This window comes from Ruegeria sp. YKSF070, assembly GCF_059612725.1.
This window is the reverse complement of sequence record NZ_JBXWRD010000014.1, coordinates 58,414-78,082: the sequence shown is the minus strand read 5'-3', so window position 1 is coordinate 78,082 and position 19,669 is coordinate 58,414. Positions and strand designations below refer to the sequence as shown.

Below are 19,669 nucleotides of genomic sequence, written 5' to 3'. Positions count from 1 at the left end.
GAGGGACGATTGCGAATGATACTCTGCTGCGGAGAAGCGCTTATCGACATGATCCCCAAGGCGGTGGCTTCGGGTGAGGTCGGTTTTGTTCCCCATGCCGGCGGCGCCGTTTTCAACACTGCCATCGCGCTGGGCAGGCTCGGCGCTCGGGTTGGCCTGCTGACCGGTCTGTCATCCGACCTGTTTGGCAGGCAGTTGTTGGAAAGCCTTGCGGTGTCGCATGTCGATGCGTCCCGCGTGATCCTGAGTGACAGACCCACGACGCTGGCGTTCGTTCAGCTATGCGGCGGGCAGGCGCGCTATAGCTTCTTTGACGAGAATTCCGCGGGTCGCATGTTGACGGTCGACGATATGCCCAACCTGTCCGCCGAGGTTTCGACGCTGTTCTTCGGTGGGATCAGTCTGGCCTGCGAACCGGGGGCCAGCGCCTATGCCTCTTTGCTCGAAAGAGAGAGCGGACGACGCGTAATCATGCTGGACCCGAATATTCGGCCCGATTTCATCGCGGATGCAGATGCTTACCGGGTGCGGATCGCGCGTCTGATTTCCCTGGCAGATATCGTGAAGCTGTCCGACGAGGACCTGGACTGGATCGTCGAGGCACCGAATTCGGTGTCAGAGAAGGCTCGGACCCTGCTGGACACGGGACCGGCGCTGGTCATTGTCACCAAGGGTGGAGCCGGGGCGACAGGGATCCTGCGTGGTGGGCACGAGCTGCATGTCCCGGCCTGTGAAACAAGGGTCGTCGACACTGTCGGTGCCGGTGACACGTTTAATGCAGGCGTGCTGGCGCATCTGGCAGAGCGCGGGTGCCTGAGCCCGGACGGAATCGCCTTGTTGGGACCCGACGAGGTGGAAAGGGCAATGCAATTCGGGGCACGCGCCGCCGCCGTCACGGTCTCGCGTGCCGGTGCCAACCCGCCCTGGGCCGACGACCTCTGATGTGTGCGATGCGAAAGATCACAAGAAAACAGCTGATCGGCGAGATCAATGCACGCAGCGTCGGGCAAGGCCGTGTTCTGGTCGCCATCGCCGGCCCGCCGGGGTCGGGAAAGTCGACACTTTGCGCAGAACTGGCGGCCTGCCTGGACCAACCGGCGGCAGTGGTGCCTATGGACGGGTATCACCTGGAAAACGATGTCCTCGCGAAAGCCGGACTTTTGCATCGCAAGGGGGCGCCGGAGACATTCGATGCGGATGGTTTCGTCGCGCTTGTCCGCAATTTGCGCCTAGGCACCAGCGTTTCCTACCCCTTGTTCGACCGGGATGCCGATCGAAGTATTGCCGATGCGGCCAGGGTCGATGCCGACACAAAGATCGCGCTGATCGAGGGAAACTACCTGCTCATGAATACCGCGCCATGGTCCGAGCTTGCGGATCTGTTCGATCTGACGGTCAGACTGGAGGTCGCGCGTGAAGAACTGGAGGCGCGACTGACACAGCGCTGGCTGGATCAGGGGATGCCTTTCGATGCCGCGCGGGCTCGGGCGATCGGGAACGATCTGGTGAATGCGGATAGGGTCGATGCAAACTCGCGCGAGCCCGATCTTGTTCTGAATGCCGGGGGAGGGGGGGCTGCAAGTTAGGGTCGAACTGCCGCCCTAGGCCTTCTGTCGCGCAGGGTGGCGGAACCCAGTCCAGCAGAGTGAGTGCGGTCCCGGAATTGAACGCGCGGGGTTCGGCGCTGCGGGTGGTTATCAGGCCACCACCGGCAGGGCAGCGGCCCGATATTCCAGAAGCAGGCAGCGTTCGAGAACCGGGTCGCGCAATTGCATGCGATAGTCCGAAGCGGGCCGCACGCCACCCATGGCGCCAAGCGTGCCGCAAAGCATGGCGCCACCAGCTTCCAGGCCCGATTGCGCAATCAGATCGCCAAGCGGGCGGATCATGGCCAGCGTCCCCTCCTGATAGAGCGTCCATTCGTCGTTCTCACGGATTTCACATGTCAGGATCAGCCGATCCAGATGGGGCATGACCGTGTCGAACCGCCAGAGCATGTTCGAGACCGGTTTCGGGCAGGCCTGTTTCGAGGCAGCCACCGAGGTCGTTTCAAGCTGGCGGTCCGTGTGGTCCGATCCAAGCCCGAGCCAGAGCGTACCGTCGATATTGATTAGCAACGGTTCGACCTCGCCCGAGGTGTCCGGGCCCAGCACCTCGATCCTCGGGCTCTGCACCAGCAGCGACTGCGAAACCCGGTAGAAAAGAGGCACCTGCGATGGCGGCGCGACGCCGATCGCCGCCAACTCGTCGATATGATGCCGCACCGCGCCGATGTCGCGTCCGGTCCATCCGGCGACGACCAGATGCTCGATCCGTGCCTCGATCTCGCGTCCCTCCGCAACAAACCGCATCAGGCCTTACCCCCCAAGCACAGATGGCAGGAACAGCGCGATTGCGGGAAAGGCAATCAGCAGCGCCACCATGATCAGCATGGCGATCACGTAAGGGATCGTCCCCAGCATGACTTCGCTCATTTTGCCTGACTTCCGGGCCCCCTGAACCACGTAGAGGTTCAGGCCGACCGGCGGTGTGATCAGTGCCATCTCGATCAGCACGATCATCAGGATGCCGAACCAGATGGGGTCATAACCCTGCGCCACCACCAGCGGTACGATGATCGGGATCGTCACCACCATCAGCGACAGTGTTTCGATGAAGAAACCCAGCACGATGTAGATCAGCACCACCACCAGGATCGTGCCCAGAGGCGAGAGGCCCAGCCCGTCGAGGAAGGTCTCCAGCTCGCGCCCGAGCCCGGCCGAGGCCAGTGTGAAATTGAGGAACGAGGCGCCAATGACGACCAGCATGATCATCGAGGTTATCTTGACGGTGCCAAGGATGGCTTCGACGAAGATTGCCCTGGACACACTCCCGAAGAACGCGGCGATTATCACCGCGCCGGCAACGCCAACCGCGGCGGCCTCTGTCGGGGTTGCCCAGCCTTTGTAGATCGTTCCGATGATGATGGTGAAGAGCAGCACGATGGGCAGCAGTTGTAGCAGGGCCCGCAGCATCTCGGCCAGCGGAAACACCCGTCGCGTGCCGCCCAGTGACGGGCGGATAAGACAGATGATCACGGTGATCGCCATGAAGCCCAGCGCCAGCGCCAGACCGGGGACCAGGCCCGCCAGGAACAGGCGCGGTATCGAGGTCTGGGTGAGGAACCCGTAGACGATCAGGTTGATCGAGGGCGGGATCATGATCCCGAGCGTGCCGCCGGCCGCAATTGCGCCCGAAAAGAGCTTGGGGTCATAGCCCAGTTTCTCGGCCTGGGGCATCGCGACCGTGGCGACCGTGGCGGCGGTGGCAACTGACGAGCCGGAGGTGGCCGAGAACATCGTGGCGGTGGCGACATTGGCATGCACCAATCCGCCGGGCAGCCAGCTGACCCAGCGGTCGAGCGCGGCATAGGTGCGTGTTGCGATCCCCGACCGGACCAGGATTTCGCCCAGCAGTACGAAGAAGGGGATCGCGATCAAGGTTGCATTGTTCGAGGTCGACCAGACAAGGTTGCCCAATCCGCGGATCAGGGGAAACGGGCTAAAGAACGCATCGACCCCGAAACCGAGAAGAAAGAGCACGATGCCGACCGGGATCGACAGAGCGAGCAGCCCGAGCAGGCCGATTGTCACATAGCCGATCATTTCAGCGCCGCCTCCTCGCCGAAACAGCCGATGGCTGCCTCCGACGCTTCGAACCTGCCTTTGAGCACAAGCAGCAGAGCCGACGCAAGCGTCGCCCAGGCAACGATGGCAAACCAGACCCAACCGGCGAACCATGGCACCTGCACCAGTGCCAGCGGCGTTTCCAGCGGCGTGTTCGCGCGTGAGGAATTGGCCAGGGACCGGGCCAGCACCGGCCAGCATTTGACCGCGATCAGTGTCACCGTGCCTGCCATCATGAGCATTGCGAACAGATCGAACAGCGACTTGCCGATCTGCCCGGTTCGCCCGCGCAGCAGGTCGATGCGGACGTGACCAAGTTCGAGAAGCGTGAAGGCCATTCCCCAAGAGGTGGCAATGGCCATCACATAGCCCGAGATTTCATCGGTTCCGCCAAAGGAGGAGCCCAGGCGCCTGAGCAGAACGTCGAGAAGGACGACACTGGCACAGGCCATCAGGACACATCCGGTCAAGATCGCTATACGGCGATTCCAGCTGCGCAGTTTCTCCAGCACGATCTCTTCCATCTGTCCCTCCCTGGCGGTGCCGATCAGTTCCCGATGGTTACACCGACGGTCGCGCCCACCGAGGCGTTCCAGCGCTCGGCCCAGTCGCCACCGGCGCGCTCGGCCCAATCGGGCAGAACTTCACCAACCAACACGTCGCGGGCGCGGGCAAAATCGGCATCCGAGACCTCGACCAGTTTCATGCCGCGCGCGTCGCCGGCGGGGCAGTCGCCATTGCCGGTCAGGCAGGCGATGTCATTGACCAGTGCATCCTGTGCGCTGGCCCAGGCCGGGGCCTCGAAATCCGACGCGACCTTGGACGCGATCAGCGCCTGCGTGTCGGCATCGAGGCTGTTCCACTTGTCCAGGTTCATCGCGGTCACGACGCTGTCCCATCCGCCCAGCGGGATCGGCAGAAGATGCGTCGAGACCTCCCACCAGCCCGCCGAATAGCCCGAGCCGGCGCCGGTCACGGCGCAGTCCACGGTGCCCTTCTGCAATGCGCCGGGCACCTCGCCAAAGCTGACATTGACGCCCTCGGCGCCCAGCGCTTCGAGGAACTTGGCGGTCATCCGGCCCGATGCTCGGACCTTGAGCCCCTTCAGATCGTCCAGCCCGGCGATCTCGGCGTTGCAGAACACCACCTGCGGCGGATAGGGCGCGATGGCCAGGACGTGCGAATTGAACCGGTCGTGGAAAATGTCGGTCACCATGGGGCGAGCCGCATCAACCATGGCACGGGCCTCGTCTGCGGTCAGCGCCAGCAGCGGCACGTCCAGCCCTTCGAGCTCGGGCGCATCGGCAACGGCATAGTCCGCCACCGTCATCGCCACGTCATAGACGCCGTCACCCAGCAGGCGGAAAACGTCGCCGACGCCAAGATTCATCTGGTTATGGGTGGTCAGATTGACATTGATCTTGCCGCCCGAAGCGGCGGGCAGGGCTTCGCCCCAGAACGGGGCTTCGTATTGTTTATGCAGCGGCAGGCTGGACCAGCTTCCGACAACGGAAAGATCCTCGGCCATGGCGGGGGCGGCCAGCGCCGTTGTGGCGGCCAGAATGGTGGTGATACGCTTCATCTTCGTTCTCCTCGTTGGACGTTATGTCTTGTCATTGGTGAATGTAAGGACCGGGGCTTCGGCGTCCTCGGCCACGTCGGTGATCAGCATGTGTCCCGGCTTGTGGGTAATGCAGAGCGGCAGTCTGGCGGCTTCGATCGCGACCTGCGGGGTCACGCCGCAGGCCCAGAATACCGGCACCTCGCCGGGGCCTATGGGCGAAGGGTCGCCCCAGTCCGGGGCGGACAGGTCGGCGATTCCCAGACCGGCCGGGTCACCCCAATAGACCGGTGCTCCATGGGCCAGCGGAAAGCGGCGCGAAATCTCGATGGCCTCGCTGACACGGTTTTCGGGGATGGCGCGCATCGACACCACCATCTTGCCGGAAAAGGGACCCGCCGGCACCGTGTCGACATTCGAGCGGAACATCGGCACCGTCTTGTCGTTGTCGATATGCCAGACAGGTATCCCGGCCCGCATCAGCGCATGTTCGAAGGTAAACGAACACCCCAGAGCAAATACCACCAGATCGTCATGCCAGATGTCGGATATGTCGCTGGCAGAGCCTGCAAGCTTTCCGTTTCGGTAGATGTTATAGGCCGGAACGTCGGTGCGGATGTCGATGTCGCGGCCCAGGGTGAACATCATCGGATTGCCGGTGTCGGAAACCCCGGTCAACGGGCAGGGCTTGGGATTGCGTTGACAAAACCGCATGAAGTCGAGCGCATAGGCCTCGGGCATGATTGCCAGGTTGGCTTGCAAGTGGCCTTGGCCCAGCCCCGCCGTGTGCGACCGGTAAGCGCCGGACCGGATCGCGGCGCGCTGTTCGTCCAATGTGCTGTTTTTCAGCTTCTGGTATGTTTCGCTCACGCGGGCCCCTCCATCGAGATGAAGCGAGGGTCGCCGGTTAGCTCTATAAACTCAAATCGAAACTTTTTCTCGATATCGATTAAGAATTTCTATCGCGCTGGTATTCGGTGGCAACTTCCAGCGCCAGTTTTGCCGCCGTTTCAATCAGATGGCTTCTGGGCTCACCCAGATACGAGGCGGTAAACCGAAGCGGCGACGGCACCCAGCCTGGATCGAATTCCCGGATGCGACCGGTGTCGACGAATTCCTGACCCAGGGCGCGCGGCAGGACCGCAACGCCCAGATCGGCCTCGACCAGCCGGAAGCAGGCGGATAGCGAAGAAGAGGGGAACATCGACACATCCGGGCCAACCCGTTCGAACAGCATCTCCTTGAGTTCGCGATAGGGCCGGGTATTGCGGGCATAGGTCAGGACGGGGCGGGAAAGGTACTTGTCTTCGGTCAGACCGGGTGCGGTATTGGCCGCCGCATACCAGGCCAGATCAAAGCCGGGGAGTTCGATGTTGTTGACGAAATATTCGGATACCGGGCCGAGAAGGATGGCCAGATCGATCTCGCGATTGAGAAGCCCGGCCCGCAGGTTCAGCGAGATATCCACGTTGAATTCGATATCCAGCCTTGGGTAAAGCCCGTGCAACCTTGAAATCAGTTCGGGTAGCCAGCACTGGGCGATGGTTTCGGACACGCCCAGCCGCAAACGGCCATCGATCCCTTGCGGGTCGACCACGTCGCGTTCCACCAGTTCGGTGAGGTGTTCGAACTTCTCTGCATGGGCCAGAAGCAGCTCGCCGCGCTTGGTCAGCCGCATCCCCCCCGAGCGCCGTTCGAACAGTTCACAGGCAAGCGAATCCTCGAGGTTCTTGATCCGTGCGGTGACGGCGGGCTGGGTCAGGTTGAGCCCTGACGCCGCCCGGCGGACCCCGCCCAGACGCACGACCGCCAGAAATGTCCTGAGTTGCTCGATATTGATTCTGGTCATGATCCATTGGTCGCATGACATCCCCCGGCTTGGACAGACCAAACCATACAGCCCCCGGATCGTGGCCGGATCGACCGCTTGATGGCAGATCGGATCGAGACGGGTAGGGGTTGGATGACTACTGGAGGCGCATTCAGGCAACCGTTTTCAACCGGGATGAGCGTTCCGGCTCACTGTGGGCATTCAGGCCTGAAGTTCTGTGATCGTGTCCTCGAGCCGCAGCAGGCCCGCACCGGTCCTGTAGTGCCAACCCGGCCCCGAAATCTCGCGGGCGCCTGCGCGCAGGGCGGAACGCATCTGCGAAGGAGAGATGGCGGTGTTGTCCCAGCCGCTGCGCAGCGCGGCTATGACTCCGGCAACGACTGCGGAGGCTCCAGAGGTTCCGCTGCTGCGCAGCGAGGCATCGCGATCTTCCACGAACCAGCTCGGCGCGCAGAGATCGGGCTTTTCGACTGGTGCGCCTTCGGGAACGAAAGCCGATGGTCCCGGCCCCTGGGACGACGCTCCGATCCACATCCCGTCGCAGCGAACCGCCGCAACAGAGGTGACGTCGATCAGGCCATTGGCGCCGAAAATGCTCTGTCCCGGACCCCGGTCATAGCCGGGAGCGCGCGGGTCAGCGCAGAACTGGCCATTGTTTCCCGCCGCAAAGACAACATCGTGCCGGCGCCCCATCGAGGCCAGCAGGGTATTCAGCCAGTGGTCGGGGTTGTTGGTGTATTCCCCCCTGATCCGTTCGGCAAAGCGGTCGACGATGCCCCAGGCGTTCAGGATCACCCAGTTCTCATCCTCGGACAAAAAGAAGTGTTCCATGGCCAGAAACGCAAACATTGCCCGCAGAGCGAAGTAATCGACATCGGTGATCCGCGTCGGCAACAGCGGCAGGTCAAAGAATTCGGCCCTCGGTGCCAGGTCGGTCAGAGTTCGCAGCAGCATCGATCCGTGCCGCAGATGCAATGGCAGATAGGGTTCCGCGCCGCTGCCCGGCTTGGTGATCTTTCCGTCTTCGGCGATACCGAGACCGCCGCCAAACGTGCCGCCGAGCGCTTCGACATAGGTCTTGCTGAACCCCCGGTCGACAACAAAGACCTTGGTGCCCTGACCGTCCAGTTCATGTGTTCGCAGGGCATCGGCCTGTATCAGGCCGCGCGCGTTTCTGCGGGTTCCGAACCTTGTACCCATGCCGTGACCGGCGCACCAATGCTGGCCGGGCAGCGCAAGGGTCATCGTCGCCGGTTCCAACTCGACCCCCAGAACCCGCGCCGCATTCGGGTCGCCGACCGCCAGTGCCTTGTCCCGGAAATCCTGTAACAGACCGCGCGCCGTGCCTGCGTCGGGCAACAGCAGGGGAATACCATAGCCGGTGCCCGACCCCGGCACGCTGTCGATCCGGGTACCGTTCCGATCGAAGGGAACCCACGGGTTGTTGGTCTGGTCCGTCGGCGGAGTGAAGCCGGGCAAGCCGAATGAATCCATCAGGTCAGCCAGATCAAACCCGATCTTGGAAAGGTTGGATTTCAGCCCCTCCTGATTGCGGTCGAACAGGAACATCTTGATTGTCATGGCCACGCCTCCACCGTCCGGACTGACGGCAGCCTGGGCGGGGAAACGGCCTGTCGGCCATGGTCTCCGGCCCGCGAACGGATGGCTGTCCGGTCAACGTCGACGCACGAGCACGTCTGCGCCTTCTCCGGCTCACAGTTAACTTTTACCGCGAATCGTAACATAATGCACTCATAGGAGAGATTGATTTGAGAAACGGTCTCTTTCAAACGACCGAGATTTCGATTGAGCCGGGACGAGAAGTGCCGGTTTATTTGGGCGGCGTCGCTCCAGGCGGCTCCGAGCCCCAAGCGACCACACTCGGTTCAGGTGAATGCGAACCGTCCTCCGCTCCGGCATTGCGCTCTGATCTTGGCAAGACGGCCAAGCAACTTGAACTCTGTGTCGGCTTTGTCGATGTGGTCGGTTTCTCGGCGCTCATGCACAGCGACGAGGAGGGTACGTTCTATCGTTGGACGGATCTGCGTGACGAGGTGGTGCTGCCGCTGATGCAGCAGCATGGTGGCACCTTGGTCAAATTGACCGGCGATGGCGTCCTGACAACGTTTGGCGATCCGGTCGCAGCTGTACGCTGGGGGCGGGAGTTGCAGATAAGGGCCCGGCAGCGCAGACAGGGATTGTCGCTGCGAATATCGCTCAATTATTGCAAGGTTCTGCGCGACCGGGACGACCTGTTGGGCGATGGGGTGAACATTGCCGCCCGGTTGCAGGAGTTTGCCAGCGCTGGTGGCATCATCCTGACGCAATCCGTACAGGACACGATTGCCGGCAGCAGCGAGTTCGAAACCCGAGAGCTGGGCCAGCTGCCGATGCGCAAGCTGGGCGTGAGTGTCGCCGCCTACGAGTTGGTTTCCGATGCGCGATACTCTGTGCAACCGACCGACGATCACGTGAGCCTGCCCTCTGTAGCGGTGATGCCTTTCAGCAATTCCCGGGTTGACCAGGCGGATGAGTATCTTGCCGCCGGCATATCCGAGGGCATCGTGTCCCAGCTGTCACGGCAAGGGGATCTGACCGTGATTTCAAGGTCGTCCACCCTGGCCTTTGCACGTCAGGCAATCGAACCGAAGTCGATCGGCAAGGCACTGAATGCGCGGTACCTGATCACGGGCACGCTGTGGCGGGTCGGAGAGCATATCCGCATCTCTGCCCAGTTGGTGGATACCGAAAACAGCCGGAACCTGACCAGCCTGCAACGGGATTTCGATCAGAGCGACCTGTTTGCGATACAGGACGAGATTGTCGAATCTTCGCTGGTGCACCTGTTGCCAAGCCTTTTGGCCGAGGAGCGGCGCCGGACGCTGCGCAAGACGCCCGCGTCCTTTACCGCCTATGACAGTTACCTCAAGGCACTCGACCTGATCGGGGATCTGGAACGGGACGCGTTCGGTCAGGCGCGACGCCATCTCGAGGACGCCATTGCGGCGGATCCCAGCTTTTCCTCACCTCTGGCCTGGTTGGCCAGATGGTACAGCCTGAACGTCGGGCAAGGGTGGTCCAACGACCCGCGCGCGGATGCGGGCACCGCCATTTCCCTGGCCAAGAAGGCCATAGGACTGGATGCCCGGAACGCGCTTGCGCTTGCAACCTATGGCCATATCCAATCCTACCTGTTCGGAGATTTCGAGAGCGCGATAGATTATCTCGACCGCGCGCGCGCGGCCAATCCCAACAGTTCGATCGCATGGCTGCTATCGAGTGTCACGTTGTCGAGCGTGGGGCGCAGCGACGAGGCGATCTCGGCGGCTGAACGGGCCTTGCGTCTGTCGCCGTTCGATCAGCGCCTGTTCGTCTATTATGTTTTTCTTGGAACCGTGCATTACGATGCCGGGAATTACCTGACCGCGATCAAGTGGTTGTCGCGCGGGCTGGCGGAGAACCAGCGCTATACCAGCGGTCTGCGGACTCTGGCCGTTGCCCAGGTTGCGGCCGGACAACTGCAGGACGCGCGGAAATCGGCCCAGCGCCTGCTGGAACTGGAGCCCGGATTCTCCGTGTCCGACTACCGCAGGACGCATCGCCACTACAGCGATCCGGGGCTTGTCGATTTGTTTTGTGCGCGCCTCGAACAGGCTGGCGTTCCAGACTGACAGCGCAACGAAGGGGGAACAGCAAGATGCCGATACCGACAGGAAGACTTGGCCCGTTTGATGCGCGCGATGCACGCGACGCGCGCGACGCCCGGGATGCACGCGATGCAAGGGATGCGCGCGGGGCCTCGGGCTATGGTGGTAGTCCGGCCTATCTGGGACTGGGCATCTCGCCACACACCGAGCATGACGGCGAGGGGACCCCGGCGGTTGAAAACCGCTGGTGGCCGGGCAATCAATGGCCACCGACCCACCCGGTCGTAGCGGACGGCTCAGGCGACCCCGCGCGGCTTCACGCGATATACAAGTTCTACAAATCCGCGTCGTTCAACCACTGGTCGCCGGGCAATCAGGCGATTGCATTCCTTTCCGAATTCGCCGCCCTGGATTCTGAAGGGGCAGGTGGCCCCGACTGGATGAGCCTGTCATTGCCCGAACCGGCCCATACCGGAACCAACACAGGCGATGAGACGAATTTCGGCGGCGGAGTGAGTTGGAAGATCGACGATGAGCTGAAAGAACTGGTGGGGCTGATCGAGTATCGGCAGGGCGTACTGGATGAGGCCTTGCAGCAACGTGATACGCTGATCGGCTATTTTCAGGGGATCATGCCGTTTGCATACCTGTCGCATCCCAACACGTTCCGCCTGTGCCATCTGGCGCTTGCGGTGGCACAGTTTCTTGCCTTCCACTTCAAGATGAAGTTCGGGCGCCCGCGACCCTCTCAATTGCATCCCGGATTGTTGCCACCGATCGATGTGCCCCAGCATGCCGCCTATCCCAGCGCCCATGCCACCGAAGCCTGGCTGATTGCCTATTGTCTTGACGAGGTAATGCTGGACGCAGCGGGAAACAAGATACTGGAAACCGCGCATCAGGGCGGTGCAACACGCAATGCCCTGCATGACATGGCCACGCGCATCGCCCGAAACCGCGAGGTTCTTGGGGTTCACTACCCGTCAGACAGCGAGGCGGGAAAGCGGCTGGCGCTGGCCGCCTTTCCGATCATGAAAGCTTGCGCGACGGTTGGTACCCTGGCCGAGGACGGTCTGCTCAAGAAGGCCAGGCTGGAATGGAATGGTGTCTCGAACGTGGCCAGCTGACGCATCTGCCTGGAAAGGGCGATGACTTCGCCATTCCCGACGAGAACAGCCGCTGTCACGCGAGGCTCGGTTTTCTTGCACCTGCTGTCGTCAGTCAAGGCGAGGCCGATGCCATCCTGTGGCAGGGAATACCTTGCTCATCGAACCCGAGAACGTTCGTTTCCTGAAGGCCGCAAACGCTTGATGGAGATCAACGCCAACCTTTTTCGCAGCACCTAGATTGAAGGCATCCGGAGTACACGAGGTGGCTATCATGGCGACACGATCGAAGGGTGAACTGTCGGTCGAACAGCTGCAGCAGAAGTGCGACCCCGCGATCCTTGCGGCGGCGCAAGTCGAAACAGCCGGGAATGGCACGCTCGTTGGGCAGGAACGCGCGCTGCGCGCCCTCAAGCTGGCCGTCGAAATTCGCCACGCGGACTTCAACCTTTTCGTGCTCGGCCCGCAAGGCACGGGGCGCCATACTACGGTCGAGCAGGTTCTGCGTGATCACGCAGCCACGCGCGAAACCCCATGCGATTGGGTCTACGTGAACAACTTTGACGCGCCGCACAAGCCGGTCGCGCTCAAGCTTCCTGTCGGTATGGCGGATCGTCTCAAGACCGAGATGGAGGACATCATCGACGACCTCGCGGGCGACATGCCGGCGCTCTTCGAGTCCGAGGAATATCAGGCACAAAGGCGCGCAATCGAAGAGAGCTTCAGCGAGCGGCACGAGCAGGCGATGGCCGATTTTGCCGAGCGCGCCCGCGCCGAAGACACGACCCTGATCAGAACGCCGATGGGTTTCATGGTCGCTGCAACCAAAGAGGGGAACGTCCTCAAGACCGAGGAATTCCAGAAGCTTTCCGAAGACGAGCAGGCCGCGATCGAGGAGAAGGTCGATCGCTTTCAGAACCAGCTGTCCGAGATTCTCAGGGACGCTTCGAAACTGGAGCGTGAACACCGCTCGCGCGTAGAAGAGCTGAATGCCGAGATGGCTGAACGCGCGGTTTCAAGCCGGATCGACGAGGCTCAATCTGTTTTCGGCACTGTCGACGGGGTTGCCAGCTATCTGGCGCGTGTCCGGACCGACATGATCGAGAACCCCGAGACCTTTCTTCAGGCCGCAGCCGAGCGGCAGACCGGGCCCTTTCCCGAGGCGGTTGGGAAATCGCATCTCGACCCGATCTTCCGGCGGTATCAGGTCAACGTGATCGTGTCCAACGATCCGGGACCGGATGCGTCGGCGCCCGTGGTTGTCGAGGATCTTCCGACTTTGGAAAGGCTGGCGGGGCGTATTGAACATGTTTCCCAGATGGGATCCCTGGTCACCGACTTTTCCCTCATTCGTCCGGGCGCGCTGCACCTGGCAAACGGGGGGTACCTGCTGATCGATGCGCAGCGCATTCTCGGGGAGCCCTATGCATGGGACGCGCTGAAGCGTTGTCTCAAGAAACGGTCGATCACGATCACCTCGCTTGCGGATCGCATGAGCCTGTTCTCGACAACATCACTGGAACCGGAACCGATTCCACTGGATGTCAGGGTCGTTCTTGTCGGGGACCGCATGCTGCACAGTCTCCTTGTCATGCTGGACCCGGAGTTTTCGGAACTGTTCAAGGTACAGGCCGATTTCGAAGGTGTGGTGGACCGCAGCGACCAGACAATGATCGGTCTGGCCTCGGTCATTCGCAATTTTGTCCGCGAACAGGGTTTGCTTCCCCTGTCCGATACCGGTGCGGCACGCCTGCTGGACGAGGCCACGCGGATCGCAGGTGATGCCAGAAAGCTGACGCTGCAACTGAGCCCGTTGACAGACCTGCTGCGCGAGGCGGAGCATTATGCCCGCTCCGACGGGCATTCCATCGTCGGTGAAGCCGATATAGGTCGCGCCGTCGACGAGGGTGAGCGGCGCGCATCGCGGGTGCAGGAGCGTTTTCAGGAAGCCATGTCGCGGCAGATCATCCTGATCGATACCGAAGGAGCCAAGGTGGGCCAGATCAACGGATTGTCCGTGATAGAGACGGGGGGGCACAGGTTCGGCCGACCCTCGCGCATCACGGCGCGTGTCCGAATGGGATCCGGCAAGCTGATCGACATCGAGCGAGAGGTGGAACTTGGCGGTGCCCTGCATTCCAAGGGCGTCATGATCCTTGCGGGATATCTGACATCGACCTACGCGCTTGATGCACCTTTTTCGCTGCATGCCAGCCTTGTTTTCGAGCAGAGCTATGGCGGGGTCGATGGCGACAGTGCCTCTTGTGCCGAACTGATTGCGCTGCTTTCGGCACTCTCGGGCCGACCCGTCCGGCAGGATTTCGCAATGACCGGTTCGGTCAACCAGCTGGGCGAAGTTCAGGCGATCGGTGGCGTCAACGAAAAGATCGAGGGCTTCTTCGATCTGTGCGATGCGCGTGGTCTGACCGGCGGGCAGGGTGTGATCATCCCGGCCTCGAATGTCGAACATCTCATGTTGCGTGACCGGGTGGTCGCGGCGGTTGCGCAGGGGCGTTTTCGTATCATTCCGATCCAGTCGGTCGATGAGGGGCTGGAAATCATGACCGGCTGCACCGCGGGCGCCAGAACGGAAACGGGCGCGTTCCCGGAGGGAAGCGTCAATGCGGATGTCGAAGAACGGTTACGCACCTTTGCCAGGGAACGAAGGGCCTTTGCGTCGCGTGCCGAGCCGACAGGAGAGGATGGCCGGTCATGACTGGCAGGATGCGACCCGAGCCAAATCTTGTTGTTGCGGGCATGAGCCTTGCCGATGTCAAGGCCACGATGTCTTATGCGCGCGTCTTGCTCGAGACACTCTCGGCGGCCCCGAGGGGGCTGCTTGTGGATACGCGGATTGCCGGGCTGACAATTGGCGCGGGGCACAGGATCGTTGCCCCCGACGGTACGTTGCACGACATTCCCAGTGACGAACAATCGCGGCGAACCTTGAAACGAGAGGTAAGCTCTGTCGAGACACTGATGGCCGAACTCGCTTCGGGTCGGTCCCGGAACTGGCGTTGCGACCTTGCCGAGGGCGATATCGTATCCTGCGCATGTGCCGCCGCCCAAGACGAAGATATCCTGCTTTTGTGCCAGCGCCCGATGCTCGGTTTTCATGGCGATGTGCTGCTGATCGGCGCAACCGGTTCACATTCCGCCACAGTGTTGGCCACAGTACGGGCGCTGGCCGATGCGTCCGCAGCCCTCGTGTCCGAGGTTCGGAATGACGAGAAAGCCGCAGAGGTTCTGGAGCGGATCGATCGCAGCCGTGTCGCGGCGATCGTCGTCGATCTGACAGTGGGGCCTTTCACCAGTGAAGAGGACCTAAGACATCTTTTCTCGGCCGCAAGATGCCCGGTGGTGGTGATCGGGGCAACGCGTCTCAAGCGCCCCTCTGCCCAAACCGGTGCGCCCCGTGACTGAGGCGGAGTTCTCTTGATACGCTTGAGCCGGCAGGCGGGAGCTACATACCCAACAGCACCCTTGCCGCGCGTCCCAATACCATCGGATCGAGATCGGTGCGTGAAACGGGTGGGGGCGCATCGACCAGTCCCGTCAATTGCGCAACGGCGGTCCGGGCCGAGCGTACCGAATACTCCACCGTAAAGACGCAGTCGCGGGGCAGTTCGCAATATTGCCCGATGATCGCAAAATTGCGCGCACCGGGCGGGCGTACGTCGGGGCGGTCGCCCGGATTGCGCGGCATGAACTGGCTGGTGATAAAAGGCATGCGGCAGGGAATGATACGCGCCGAGTCGAACCATGCCCTCTGCGCCTCGGACAGGCGCAACTGGCCGGAAAGCTCCTTGATGATTTCCGTTCCGGTGGCCTCCCACATGGGCTTCCTGACAAAGTCTCCGTCCCGTTCACCCCGCAGGCCATAACCCCAAAACGTATAGGTCCCCTTCTTCTGCGCCCGGAAGTGCGGCTGATGAAGCATCACGACAGAAAGCGTCCAGCCCGAACCGGCAAAGGTGACAAGCCCCCCGGTTCCGCTGCGATTGTTGGTGAAATCCTCCATGAACTCGAAGAACTCGGGGCCATCCATCGTGACCGTGAAAGATGTCCATGCGGTCTGGTCGGGTCGGCCCAGGAACACGTCGGGGTTCCCGAAACCTTCGTGTTCAGTCGCCAGCTTGCGCCACAGGTTCCAGCTTGGCCCCGGACCGTTGCCGCCGCTTGGCGCGCGGTCGTTGGACCCCAGAGCCGAGCCCTCTGTCATCGAACCAAGGGTCAGGTAGGCATACATGTCCGACCGCAGCGGCACCGTCCTGCCATCGCTAAGCAGGAGGGCGCTCGCGCGGCGATCCAGCTTGGTGCCGCTGATCAGGACGTCGGCAACATGCGCCTTGGTTTCGATACGTACGCCGCGGGCCGTCAGCCATGCCAGGATCGGAGCAATGATTGAATCATACTGGTTGTGGCGTGTCCGCAAGATCCCGGCGATCCGGGTGAAGCCGGGAAACAGATGGATGAAACGCCGCAGATACCTCTGCATTTCGGTCAGCGAATGCCACGGCTGGAACGAAAACATCGTCGACCACATCAGCCAGAAATTGCTGTCGAAGAAATCGGGTTGAAACCAGTCCTGGATGGTCTTGCCGCCCAGACCCCGCTCGCTGTGCAGGAACAGCCTGTTGATGTCTACAATGTCGCGTGCGTTCAGCGTCAGTTCGTGCCGGTCCTCGGCCGGCCTGCCATCACGCACCAGCCTGCAATTGGAGGATCCCGGAACCATGCGGTTGAACGCAAGAAGATCCTCCTTGAGCGACGTTGTCGGATCGTCGGCAAGAGGAATGCTGTCGAGAAGATCCAGCGTGCAGACGAACTGGTCTTCGAACATGCGACCGCCTCGAACCAGGTAACCGGTTTCGGCACTCCCCGATCCGTCAAGCGCCCCGCCCGCCGTCTCCAGTGCTTCGTAGATATGGATGTTGCGACCAGCAACGCCCGCGTCGCGGCACAGATACACCGCCGTCGCCAGCCCCGCGATGCCGGCCCCTACGATATGATGTGTTTGCGTGTGCGTCGCCGTTGGCATGGCGTGACCTTTCACCAGATTGTATCACAATTCTAGCATCTATAGATCTTGGTGCCGACAGGCGTCTGGAACCCGGTCGAAAATGTTTTGTTGGAGGCGGGCGTTCAACTGCCTCCGGATCGCGAAAGCCCATGTCACGCATCCATGTAGAAAGCGAGATACGATCACAGGTCCACGCAGACGGGAGCGCGGCGGCGCTCGCTCTTCTTGGCGTCGACCCGGAAATCGGCCTGTCGTCGGACGAGGCCGCATTGCGGCGGCAAGCCTATGGAGACAACCGTCTGGACAGGGTGAAGCGTCGCTCTACGCTGGCACTCTTGCTCGATCAGTTCCGCAGCGTGATCGTCTGGTTGCTGAGTGCTGCCGCGCTGTTGTCGGTGGCGGTGGGGGACCATCCCGAAGCGGTTGCGATCATCCTCGTGCTGGCCATCAACACCGCCATCGGCTTCTTCACCAGTTGGAAAGCCCTGCGCTCGATGGAAGCGCTGTTCAGTCTCACCGCGGCAACGGCACGCGTCCGGCGTGACGGTCATTCGGTCATGCTGCCGGTGCACGAGATCACGCCGGGCGACATCGTTGTCGTCGAGGCGGGGGATGTGGTGCCTGCCGACCTGCGGTTGATCCAGGTAGATACGCTTCAATGCAACGAATCCGCGCTCACCGGTGAATCGGCCCCCGTTTCGAAAACCGTCGCGCCGCTTGCTCTTGACGCTCTTGTCGCGGATCGAACCAACATGGCCTTCAAGGGCACGGCGGTGACGCGGGGCGATGGGATCGGCGTGGTCGCGACGATCGGTTCCGAAACGGAACTGGGTCGGATATCGACACTGGTTCAAACCGCCGAGGCTGCCGCGCATCCGCTGGAAAAGCGCCTCGACAGGTTGGGGCGCACCCTGGTCCTGATCACCATCGCGCTATCCACCCTGATTGGCGCAATCGGGTTTGTACGAGGTCTGGCGCTGGTAGACATGATCGAAACCGCGATTGCACTGGCCGTCGCGGCAGTGCCCGAGGGGTTGCCGGTCGTCGCCACGCTCGCTCTTGCCCGAGGGATGTTGCGGATGGCGCGGCGGAACACGTTGATCGAACGGCTTTCGGCGGTGGAAACCCTGGGCGCGACAACGCTGATCCTGACGGACAAGACCGGGACACTGACCGAGAACCGCATGACCGTCGCGGGGTTCCTGCTGGACGGGCGCGATTTGGCGGCCGCTGATCTGTTGAATGCACAAGCGGCCGTGACCGCGCCCGATCTGCGTCTCGCGTTGGAAATCGGCGTGTTGTGCAATACTGCCGAGATCGGTCAGGCGGGCGCGCAACACGGGGTCGGTGACCCGATGGAAATCGCCTTGCTGCATTTTGCCGAACTGCTTGGCGTGCGTCCCGATCTCGACGCGGACGACAGGCCCGCGATCGCCAAGCATCCCTATGATCCCGAATTCAAGATGATGGCGACGCTGCATTCCGCAGGCGGCGATGTGTTTACCGCGGTCAAGGGGGCGCCCGAAGCGGTGATCGACGCCTCTGATCGTGTTTTGACGGCAGAGGGCATCCGTGACCTCTCCGAGGTCGCGCGGCAGGACTGGCTGCAACGGGTCGAGGATGCTGCAGGTGACGGCTATCGCCTGATTGGGCTGGCCTACAAACAGGGCGGTCCAGAGGAAGCCGCCCTCTATCAGTCGTTGATTCTTGTCGGCCTCGTCACGCTTCTTGATCCGCTCCGACAGGATGTGCCCGCCGCCATTGCCGAGTGCCGGGACGCCGGAGTGCGCGTTGTCATGATGACCGGTGACCATATTGCGACGGCCAGGGAAATCGCGTTGCAGGCCGGTCTCGGAGAGGATGGGCGCATCGTTGCGCTGTCCGAAACATCGCTTGAAGGGTTGAAAACGAGGGGCAACGATGCCGAGATGCGGGATCAGCTGGAGCAGGTTGATGTTTTCGCCCGCGTTGCTCCGGAAACCAAATTGAAGCTCGTCGCCCACTACCAGGACGCCGGTCATATCGTTGCGATGACTGGTGACGGTGTGAACGATGCGCCCGCGCTCAAGAAATCGGATATCGGTATCGCCATGGGCCAGCGCGGCACGCAGGTCGCGCGCGATGCGGCGGATGTCATCCTCAAGGATGATGCTTTCTCCTCGATCGTTGCGGCGATGTGGCAGGGGCGCGTCATATTTGGCAATATCCGGCGCTTTGTCATCTACCTCATGTCCTGCAATTTCAGTGAGATACTGATCGTCGGGCTGGCCATTGCCGCAGGGTTGCCCGCGCCGCTGCTGCCGCTTCAGATCCTGTTCCTGAACATCGTGACGGATGTCTTTCCCGCCTTTGCACTGGGTCTTGGCGAGGGGGATCGCAGCGTCATGAAACGCCCGCCGCGCGATCCGAAAGAACCGATTGTCGGAATACCGCAATGGGTTGATATCGCCGTCTTCGGCCTTGCCATCACCATTGCCACGCTGGGGGCGTTCTGGATCGCGCTGGCCCGGTTGGACATGGATGCCCACGATGCCGTGTCCGTCGCGTTCCTGACCCTTGCTCTTGCGCAGCTGTGGCACGTGTTCAACATGCGTGACCGGGGCGAACGTGGCTTGGTCAACAGCATCACCAGAAACCCTTGGGTCTATGCCGCGCTGGGGTTCTGCATGGGGTTGCTGGTGGCCGCGTTCCAGATCCCGGCCGTTTCAGAGGCTTTGCAGCTGACGCCGCTAGGCTGGCGGCAAATGGCGCTGGCAGTTGGTGCAAGCCTGTTTCCCATTGTGGTCGGGGGCGTGTGGTTGCGCGCAGGCCGCCGCACCAGGCCAGCGGATTGACG

The 19,669-nt window shown here is 62.0% G+C and carries 15 protein-coding genes; 7 read left to right on the top strand and 8 right to left on the bottom strand.

Annotated elements, in window-relative coordinates; genetic code table 11:
* Positions 1-15: 15 nt before the first annotated feature.
* Complete coding sequence (locus AC2FL1_RS10055; protein WP_496876822.1) at positions 16-942, top strand: carbohydrate kinase family protein; 927 nt, start codon at positions 16-18, stop codon at positions 940-942.
* A gap of 8 nt (positions 943-950) precedes the next feature.
* Positions 951-1,586, top strand: coding sequence for a nucleoside/nucleotide kinase family protein (locus AC2FL1_RS10050; protein ID WP_496876821.1), 636 nt, complete (start codon positions 951-953; stop codon positions 1,584-1,586).
* Positions 1,587-1,697: 111 nt separating this feature from the next.
* On the opposite strand, the gene AC2FL1_RS10045 is transcribed toward AC2FL1_RS10050, so the two are convergent.
* The 7 genes from AC2FL1_RS10045 to AC2FL1_RS10015 form a co-directional block, all read right to left on the bottom strand.
* A complete protein-coding gene (locus tag AC2FL1_RS10045; protein WP_496876820.1) occupies positions 1,698-2,351 on the bottom strand; it encodes a DUF2848 domain-containing protein in 654 nt (217 codons plus the stop codon).
* A 6-nt stretch (positions 2,352-2,357) separates the two neighbouring features.
* The gene (locus tag AC2FL1_RS10040) at positions 2,358-3,644 is read right to left on the bottom strand and encodes a TRAP transporter large permease (RefSeq protein ID WP_496876819.1); all 1,287 of its coding nucleotides are present in this window, start codon (positions 3,642-3,644) and stop codon (positions 2,358-2,360) included.
* Positions 3,641-4,189 carry a TRAP transporter small permease subunit gene (locus AC2FL1_RS10035; protein ID WP_496876818.1) on the bottom strand — a complete coding sequence of 183 codons (549 nt, stop codon included), beginning with the start codon at positions 4,187-4,189 and terminating at the stop codon, positions 3,641-3,643. Before AC2FL1_RS10035 ends, AC2FL1_RS10040 begins: the two co-directional genes overlap by 4 nt.
* Positions 4,190-4,212: 23 nt before the next feature.
* Positions 4,213-5,247 carry a TRAP transporter substrate-binding protein gene (locus AC2FL1_RS10030; RefSeq protein ID WP_496876817.1) on the bottom strand — a complete coding sequence of 345 codons (1,035 nt, stop codon included), beginning with the start codon at positions 5,245-5,247 and terminating at the stop codon, positions 4,213-4,215.
* Between the two features lie 21 nt (positions 5,248-5,268).
* Positions 5,269-6,096 (bottom strand): putative hydro-lyase, encoded by an 828-nt coding sequence (locus AC2FL1_RS10025; protein ID WP_496876816.1) that lies wholly within the window; start codon positions 6,094-6,096, stop codon positions 5,269-5,271.
* A 79-nt stretch (positions 6,097-6,175) separates the two neighbouring features.
* On the bottom strand, positions 6,176-7,075 hold the full coding sequence (locus AC2FL1_RS10020) for a LysR family transcriptional regulator (RefSeq protein WP_234137561.1): 900 nt from the start codon (positions 7,073-7,075) through the stop codon (positions 6,176-6,178).
* 183 nt (positions 7,076-7,258) lie between these two features.
* Complete coding sequence (locus AC2FL1_RS10015; protein WP_496876815.1) at positions 7,259-8,638, bottom strand: S8 family serine peptidase; 1,380 nt, start codon at positions 8,636-8,638, stop codon at positions 7,259-7,261.
* Positions 8,639-8,976: 338 nt separating this feature from the next.
* Between AC2FL1_RS10015 and AC2FL1_RS10010 the strand changes: the two genes are divergently transcribed.
* From AC2FL1_RS10010 to AC2FL1_RS09995, 4 genes are all read left to right on the top strand, one after another.
* Complete coding sequence (locus AC2FL1_RS10010; RefSeq protein ID WP_496876814.1) at positions 8,977-10,728, top strand: adenylate/guanylate cyclase domain-containing protein; 1,752 nt, start codon at positions 8,977-8,979, stop codon at positions 10,726-10,728.
* A 26-nt stretch (positions 10,729-10,754) separates the two neighbouring features.
* Positions 10,755-11,831, top strand: coding sequence for a phosphatase PAP2 family protein (locus tag AC2FL1_RS10005; protein WP_496876813.1), 1,077 nt, complete (start codon positions 10,755-10,757; stop codon positions 11,829-11,831).
* A 253-nt stretch (positions 11,832-12,084) separates the two neighbouring features.
* The gene (locus AC2FL1_RS10000; RefSeq protein WP_496876812.1) at positions 12,085-14,526 is read left to right on the top strand and encodes a Lon protease family protein; all 2,442 of its coding nucleotides are present in this window, start codon (positions 12,085-12,087) and stop codon (positions 14,524-14,526) included.
* On the top strand, positions 14,523-15,233 hold the full coding sequence (locus AC2FL1_RS09995) for a hypothetical protein (RefSeq protein ID WP_496876811.1): 711 nt from the start codon (positions 14,523-14,525) through the stop codon (positions 15,231-15,233). The genes AC2FL1_RS10000 and AC2FL1_RS09995 overlap by 4 nt, the downstream gene beginning before the upstream one ends.
* Positions 15,234-15,273: 40 nt before the next feature.
* Here the strand turns inward: AC2FL1_RS09995 and AC2FL1_RS09990 are convergent, their stop codons facing one another.
* Positions 15,274-16,851: an oleate hydratase gene (locus AC2FL1_RS09990; RefSeq protein ID WP_496876810.1), complete on the bottom strand. Its 1,578-nt coding sequence runs from the start codon at positions 16,849-16,851 to the stop codon at positions 15,274-15,276.
* A gap of 131 nt (positions 16,852-16,982) precedes the next feature.
* Between AC2FL1_RS09990 and AC2FL1_RS09985 the strand changes: the two genes are divergently transcribed.
* On the top strand, positions 16,983-19,667 hold the full coding sequence (locus tag AC2FL1_RS09985) for a cation-translocating P-type ATPase (protein ID WP_496876809.1): 2,685 nt from the start codon (positions 16,983-16,985) through the stop codon (positions 19,665-19,667).
* The last annotated feature ends 2 nt before the right edge of the window (positions 19,668-19,669 follow it).

What these genes read in the sequence shown, in the direction of transcription:
- AC2FL1_RS10055 (WP_496876822.1), top strand. Translation starts at nt 16, where the DNA reads ATGATACTCTGCTGCGGAGAAGCGCTTATCGACATGATCCCCAAGGCG.
- AC2FL1_RS09995 (WP_496876811.1), top strand. Translation starts at nt 14,523, where the DNA reads ATGACTGGCAGGATGCGACCCGAGCCAAATCTTGTTGTTGCGGGCATG.
- AC2FL1_RS10015 (WP_496876815.1), bottom strand. Translation starts at nt 8,638, where the DNA reads ATGACAATCAAGATGTTCCTGTTCGACCGCAATCAGGAGGGGCTGAAA.
- AC2FL1_RS09985 (WP_496876809.1), top strand. Translation starts at nt 16,983, where the DNA reads ATGTCACGCATCCATGTAGAAAGCGAGATACGATCACAGGTCCACGCA.
- AC2FL1_RS10000 (WP_496876812.1), top strand. Translation starts at nt 12,085, where the DNA reads ATGGCGACACGATCGAAGGGTGAACTGTCGGTCGAACAGCTGCAGCAG.
- AC2FL1_RS10035 (WP_496876818.1), bottom strand. Translation starts at nt 4,189, where the DNA reads ATGGAAGAGATCGTGCTGGAGAAACTGCGCAGCTGGAATCGCCGTATA.
- AC2FL1_RS10045 (WP_496876820.1), bottom strand. Translation starts at nt 2,351, where the DNA reads ATGCGGTTTGTTGCGGAGGGACGCGAGATCGAGGCACGGATCGAGCAT.
- AC2FL1_RS10040 (WP_496876819.1), bottom strand. Translation starts at nt 3,644, where the DNA reads ATGATCGGCTATGTGACAATCGGCCTGCTCGGGCTGCTCGCTCTGTCG.
- AC2FL1_RS10020 (WP_234137561.1), bottom strand. Translation starts at nt 7,075, where the DNA reads ATGACCAGAATCAATATCGAGCAACTCAGGACATTTCTGGCGGTCGTG.
- AC2FL1_RS09990 (WP_496876810.1), bottom strand. Translation starts at nt 16,851, where the DNA reads ATGCCAACGGCGACGCACACGCAAACACATCATATCGTAGGGGCCGGC.
- AC2FL1_RS10005 (WP_496876813.1), top strand. Translation starts at nt 10,755, where the DNA reads ATGCCGATACCGACAGGAAGACTTGGCCCGTTTGATGCGCGCGATGCA.
- AC2FL1_RS10050 (WP_496876821.1), top strand. Translation starts at nt 951, where the DNA reads ATGCGAAAGATCACAAGAAAACAGCTGATCGGCGAGATCAATGCACGC.
- AC2FL1_RS10030 (WP_496876817.1), bottom strand. Translation starts at nt 5,247, where the DNA reads ATGAAGCGTATCACCACCATTCTGGCCGCCACAACGGCGCTGGCCGCC.